Consider the following 6,108-nt stretch of genomic DNA (forward strand, 5'->3'; position numbering starts at 1 on the left):
CGTTAAAAAGTGGCTCAAAATGCTCATTTACTCGCTGTAAACTGCGCTTTTTCGCTACGTTTGCAACCGCGTCCTAAACGATTGTTATTTCTTAATTTGCTATGACTCGGGCAGGCAGTGTTTGTACTTATTCGTCATCGTTTATTCATCTATTTTATATGGAAATAAAAACAAACAAACTAAATATCATATTAATAATCAGGAAGTACTATGAACGATTTTATCTCTGCATCAAACAATCTTCTTTGGGGGAGTATCCTGATTTACCTGCTGCTTGGAGCCGGTATTTTATTCACCATTCGTACACGTTTCGTACAAATCCGTCGCTTCGGTCTGGCTGCCAGAACCATGATGGGTAGCCGCAGAACTCATTCCGACCTTCATATTTCTCCATTCCAGGCATTCTGCACCAGTCTTGCGGCCCGAATTGGTACCGGTAACATCGCCGGTGTTGCCGTTGCTATTTATTTGGGTGGACCCGGTGCCATCTTCTGGATGTGGCTTATTGCCCTATTGGGTATGGCTACCAGTTTTGCCGAAAACACCCTCGCCCAAATCTACAAAACCAACAATGGTGATGGCACTTATCGCGGAGGTCCTGCGTACTACATGCAGAAAGCACTGGGTCAGCGCTGGATGGGCATTGCTTTCTCTATCTCTCTGATTATTGCGTTCGGATTTGCTTTCAACAGCGTTCAGTCCAATTCTATTGCAGCCGCTTTCACGGGTTATAACATTGCTCCTGAATACATTGGCATCGGACTGGTACTGGCCAGCGGCGTCATCATCTTTGGTGGCATTCGTTCCATCGCCAAAGTCGCTGAAATGATTGTGCCGTTCATGGCCATGGGCTACCTGGCTGTGGCGGTTGTTATAGTGGCCATGAATATCCCTGAACTACCGGCTGTATTCACCCTGATTTTCAAGAGTGCTTTTGGTCTTGAAACCGCCATGGGTGGCGGTGTCGGCTACATGGTTTCCCAGGCCATGATGCAAGGTATCAAGCGTGGCCTGTTCTCCAACGAAGCCGGTATGGGCAGCGCACCTAATGCTGCAGCGACTGCACACTCCACTCACCCGGTTAGTCAGGGCATGATGGGCATGCTGGGGGTGTTTATGGACACTATTGTCGTGTGCACAGCCACGGCTGCCATTATACTGGTGTCTGGTATGCTGGAACCGGGCAGTGGCCTGACCGGCGTTGCATTGACTCAGGCAGCCCTGTCCAGTGAGATAGGACCATGGGGTGGACATCTGGTTGCATTAGCCATCCTGCTGTTTGCTTTCACCTCCATCATCGCCAACTACTATTATGGTGAATCTAACCTGCTGTTCATTAAAAACAGCAAGACTCTGCTGATGATTTATCGTCTGGCCGTCCTGGTCATGGTGTTCTGGGGTTCTGTTGGCAACCTGCCTACCGTATGGGCTTTCGCTGATCTGTCTATGGGTACTATGGCGCTGATCAACATTACGGCTATTCTGCTACTGTCAGGTATCGTCGTAAAAGTTCTGAAAGACTTTGACGATCAAATTGCTGACGGCGTTGTACCGGTATTTAACCGCAAGAAGTTCCCATTCCTGGACAAGACCATGGATAAGGACGTGTGGCAGGAACATAATGCTGGCGAAGCTCAATCTTGCCCTATCCCGGAAGCCGACGTTCGACCGGCCACTGAATAACACCCAATGAGGCCGAGCCATCCGCTCGGCCTGTTTTTCCTTTGAAAACACTATTTACAATCTCTCTGCCCCCGCACATGTCACCCTCCCGTGTTGCCAGAACCCGCCCCAACCTGAATTTGTGGTATGCTTGAGCCCGTTTTAATTTATCCGGGTGAGTACCGTCCTTTTTTGCCATGCACTGAAGCACTCTGGCTGACAAAGGTCATCCTGAAGGCAGGTATTCCCTCACCAAGTCAATGGAAAAGGTTTCTAAGCATGCCGGAAAAAAAGCAGGGCTTTGCCTTTGAGCAGTCGCTCACAGAATTGGATGCACTGGTTCAGCAAATGGAGTCCGGTGATATGACACTGGAAGCGTCTCTGAAAGCCTTTGAAAAAGGGGTAAAGCTGACACGTGAATGTCAGAAAGCGCTGACTGAAGCAGAACAGAGAGTCCAGCAGCTTCTGGAAAATCAGGGCCATTTGGAAACCCGCCCTTTCGATCCGACAGAAGGCGAATAATCCATGACTCTGCTGGAATACATCAAGGGTTGTCAAAACCGCGTTGATGAGCAGCTCAAAAATCATCTTCCCGACATCAGTCACGTCAGTGAAAGGCTGGTTGAGGCGATGTCCTACTCTGTTTTTAACGGTGGCAAACGTATTCGACCGATTCTGGTTTATGCCGCCTCTGAAGCCGTAGGTGGCGATCAGATTCAGGCAGACCCTGCTGCCTGCGCTGTAGAGCTCATCCACGCGTACTCCCTGGTGCATGATGATCTTCCAGCGATGGATGATGATGATCTTCGAAGAGGCAAACCCACCTGCCACAAAGCTTTTGATGAGGCCACTGCCACTCTTGCAGGTGATGCTCTGCAAACTCTGGCATTTGAAGTACTGGCTTCAAGCCATCACGAATTACCCGCTCCTGTCTGCCTGCAACTGATCAGGGAACTGGCCCGTGCTTCTGGCCATGGGGGTATGTGCGGTGGCCAATCCATGGACCTGAACTCTGTAGGCAGTCCATTGAATCAGGAACAACTGCAATTAATGCACAGCCACAAAACCGGGGCACTGATTCGCGCCAGTGTTGTCATGGGCGCACTTTCAAGTGGCAAAGTCGAAACAGAACAACTGAACCAACTTATTCGCTATGCAGACGCCATTGGTCTGGCTTTTCAGGTTCAGGATGACATTCTTGACGTCACCGCCGACACCGAAGTACTGGGTAAGCAACAAGGGGCAGATCTGGCTCTGGATAAGCCCACCTATGTATCCCTTATGGGATTGCAGGGTGCCAGAGAACTCGCCAGCTCGCTCTGTCACCAGGCGATTTGCTCCCTCGAAAGCTTCGGGGATCAGGCCATTATCCTCAGGCAAATGGCAAAGTACGTCATCCAGAGATCTCATTGATTCGATGTAATATCATTACGTAGCTTATCTTCAGCATTGCCATAGAAAAAACCTACTGTTCAGGTACAATCCTATAATTCACTGATGACATTTACTGTTATCATTCTTCGCCTATTGAGAAGAGCCAAGAGTGGTATCAGTCTCTCATGACTGTGTTACGACGCTGTCAGGCTTCGATACCCTCAAACCTGGCAAACTGCCGGAAACATCAAGGTTTCCCCTTTCCGTCCCGTGCAAGTTGTGGTGAATGAGGGACGACGTCGAATTTTCGAAAAGCGACCCGGGACCAGGAAACTGGCTTTTATGATCGATTCCCATGAAAGGGTCGCTTTTTATGGCTGAGAGGCCTGGACCGCGAGCAAACATGTTTCACGAAATACCCAAGACAAAGCCTGATACTCCCTTGTTAGATCAGGTCGATACTCCTGACCAGCTGCGCCAACTTGATAGATCAGATCTGCCCCGGCTGGCCCGGGAACTCAGAGAATTTCTGCTTTACTCGGTCGGTCAGGTGGGTGGACATTTTGGTGCCGGGCTGGGTGTTGTTGAGCTGACTGTCGCCCTGCACTACCTCTTCGATACTCCCCATGATCGTCTGATATGGGATGTGGGCCACCAGACCTACCCCCATAAGATACTCACTGGCCGCAAAAACAAAATGGACACCCTACGCCAGAAAGACGGTCTGGCTGCATTTCCAAAAAGAGAAGAAAGTGAGTTTGATACCTTTGGCGTGGGTCACTCCAGCACTTCTATCAGTGCCGCACTGGGCATGGCTACCAGCGCCCGGCTGAAGAGAGAAAAACGACGCACGGTTGCAGTGATTGGCGATGGTTCCATGACGGCCGGGATGGCTTATGAAGCCATGAACCATGCTGCAGACCTCAAGGCCAACATGCTGGTTATTTTGAACGACAACGACATGTCCATTTCAAAAAGCGTAGGCGGTTTGTCAAACTATTTGACCAAAATCTTATCCAGCAGGACCTACCACCATATTCGGGAAGGCAGCAAGAAAGTGCTTAATGGCATTCCCCATGCCTGGGAACTGGCTCGCAGAACTGAGGAGCACATGAAGGGAATGATCATTCCCGGTACCCTGTTCGAAGAAATGGGCTTTAATTATTTTGGCCCTATTGACGGCCATGACCTACCCATGCTGCTACACACTCTTGACAACCTTAAAGATCTGGACGGCCCTCAATTTCTGCACGTGGTAACCCGCAAGGGTAAAGGCTTCACACCTGCAGAAAAAGACCCTATTGGTTATCACGCCATCACCAAGCTGGAACCAAGCGCTACAGTCAGTGGAGAAAAACACGGGCTCCCTAAAAAGCCCAAGTACTGTAATGTCTTTGGTCAATGGCTGTGCGATATGGCAGCAAAAGACGACAAACTGGTAGGTATTACCCCAGCCATGTGCGAAGGCTCGGACCTGATTCGCTTTGCCGATCGCTATCCGGATCGCTACTTTGATGTTGCTATTGCCGAACAGCACGCGGTGACTCTGGCTGCCGGTATGGCTTGTGAGGGGATGAAACCTGTCGTCGCGATATACTCTACTTTCCTGCAAAGAGCTTACGACCAGCTAATTCATGACGTTGCAGTTCAGAGGCTGAACGTCCTTTTTGCCATCGACCGGGCAGGTATGGTTGGAGAAGACGGCCCAACTCATGGTGGCTGCTACGATATTGCTTACTTGCGCTGCGTGCCTGAAATGCTGGTAATGACGCCTTCCGACGAAGACGAAACTCGTCGTATGCTCTCTACAGGTTATCAGTATCAGGGGCCGGCTTCTGTCCGTTACCCGAGAGGGACCGGCCCCGGTGTAGCGATCAGTGAAAGTCTCGAATCCATGACCATTGGTAAAGGCGAGGTTCGCCGCCGGGGGCAACAAGTGGCCATTCTTTCTTTCGGCACTCTGCTAGAGAACGCCTTGGAAGCTGCTGACGAACTTAACGCCACTGTCGCAAACATGCGCTTCGTTAAACCGCTGGATAAAGAGCTCATTCGACAACTGGCCAAAGAACATGAACTTCTGGTCACACTGGAAGAAGGCTGTATTGCCGGTGGAGCGGGCTCAGCCGTTGCCGAGTTCCTCAATGAGCAGGGCATCCATGTGCCGGTCATGCAGCTAGGTATTCCGGATGAATACGTTGAGGCCGCCAGTCACAAACAACAACTGGCCGAGTGTGGACTCGATGCCGGAGGCATCAGACAATCCGTTATAAAGCGTATGAGCCGCAGCCTGAAAAGCGCGATTAAGATCGCCCATGTCACCCCGGCCTGATCACTTCATTATCAGCCTCCTGATCACAGGAGGCTGAGTCATTTCCCTTCTATTAGTTTGATTTATTGTTGAACAGATGTCGCTAAATGCATGGCTTCTTCACCTTCAATTTGAACGGTCACATCTTCATACCGCGATATTTTATTATCTCGCATTTCTATATAGCCAAATATTTTGAACAGGGCCGTAGTACCCTCATTGGATGTCACTCTGGATGTGTGGTGATCGAACCCCCGGTCACCGTTGAAAAAAACCCGATGCACAGAAATATCCACGCCATGGGTATGCTCTTTAATCCACTGTAATCGCTCGCAAATTTGTTGGCAGCCCTCCATGCGTCTTTCATTAATCATTATGACGGCATCATCCGTAAAATAATCGGCGACTTTAGAAGCGTCATGCTTTGCTAAAACATTGTGTAGAGCATCACTGAAAAATTGAATTTTTTGTTGATGAGTCATTACTTTTTCATTCATAAGCATGATTCCTGCGATAAAAGTCAGTACAACTGTTATTTCTCTCTGTAGGGGACAATTTCGAGACAAAGCTTGATATGAAAGGGTAAATAGGTGTCCGATAGCAGGTATTCTGCAAGCCCATTACCTCAAGCAGTCACCTTTCGTGCAACGCACCCATTTACTGGCAAAGCATCTTAAAGCCTCTCCTGGCTGGCATCAATCCTGTATTATTGCGCTGGTTATTTTTGGCCTCATCCGGATGGGTTCAGTCAACCTGTCCCGTAT

General features: G+C 49.5%; 5 protein-coding genes. 4 read left to right on the plus strand and 1 reads right to left on the minus strand.

Annotated elements, in window-relative coordinates:
- Positions 1-210: 210 nt before the first annotated feature.
- The 4 genes from KDK17_RS01130 to dxs all read left to right on the plus strand — a co-directional run bounded on the left by KDK17_RS01130 (position 211) and on the right by dxs (position 5,365).
- On the plus strand, positions 211-1,683 hold the full coding sequence (locus tag KDK17_RS01130) for a sodium:alanine symporter family protein (RefSeq protein ID WP_257287155.1): 1,473 nt from the start codon (positions 211-213) through the stop codon (positions 1,681-1,683).
- Positions 1,684-1,809: 126 nt separating this feature from the next.
- A complete protein-coding gene (locus KDK17_RS19430; RefSeq protein ID WP_373690691.1) occupies positions 1,810-2,184 on the plus strand; it encodes an exodeoxyribonuclease VII small subunit in 375 nt (124 codons plus the stop codon).
- A gap of 3 nt (positions 2,185-2,187) precedes the next feature.
- Positions 2,188-3,075 (plus strand): (2E,6E)-farnesyl diphosphate synthase, encoded by an 888-nt coding sequence (gene ispA / locus KDK17_RS01140; RefSeq protein ID WP_257287156.1) that lies wholly within the window; start codon positions 2,188-2,190, stop codon positions 3,073-3,075.
- A gap of 364 nt (positions 3,076-3,439) precedes the next feature.
- The gene (gene dxs, locus KDK17_RS01145; RefSeq protein WP_257287157.1) at positions 3,440-5,365 is read left to right on the plus strand and encodes a 1-deoxy-D-xylulose-5-phosphate synthase; all 1,926 of its coding nucleotides are present in this window, start codon (positions 3,440-3,442) and stop codon (positions 5,363-5,365) included.
- A 62-nt stretch (positions 5,366-5,427) separates the two neighbouring features.
- Here dxs and KDK17_RS01150 read toward each other — a convergent pair whose 3' ends face one another.
- Complete coding sequence (locus KDK17_RS01150; protein ID WP_257280995.1) at positions 5,428-5,841, minus strand: nuclear transport factor 2 family protein; 414 nt, start codon at positions 5,839-5,841, stop codon at positions 5,428-5,430.
- Positions 5,842-6,108: the final 267 nt, after the last annotated feature.

The sequence above is a fragment of the Endozoicomonas sp. SESOKO2 genome (assembly GCF_024606245.1).
Taxonomy (GTDB): domain Bacteria; phylum Pseudomonadota; class Gammaproteobacteria; order Pseudomonadales; family Endozoicomonadaceae; genus Endozoicomonas_A.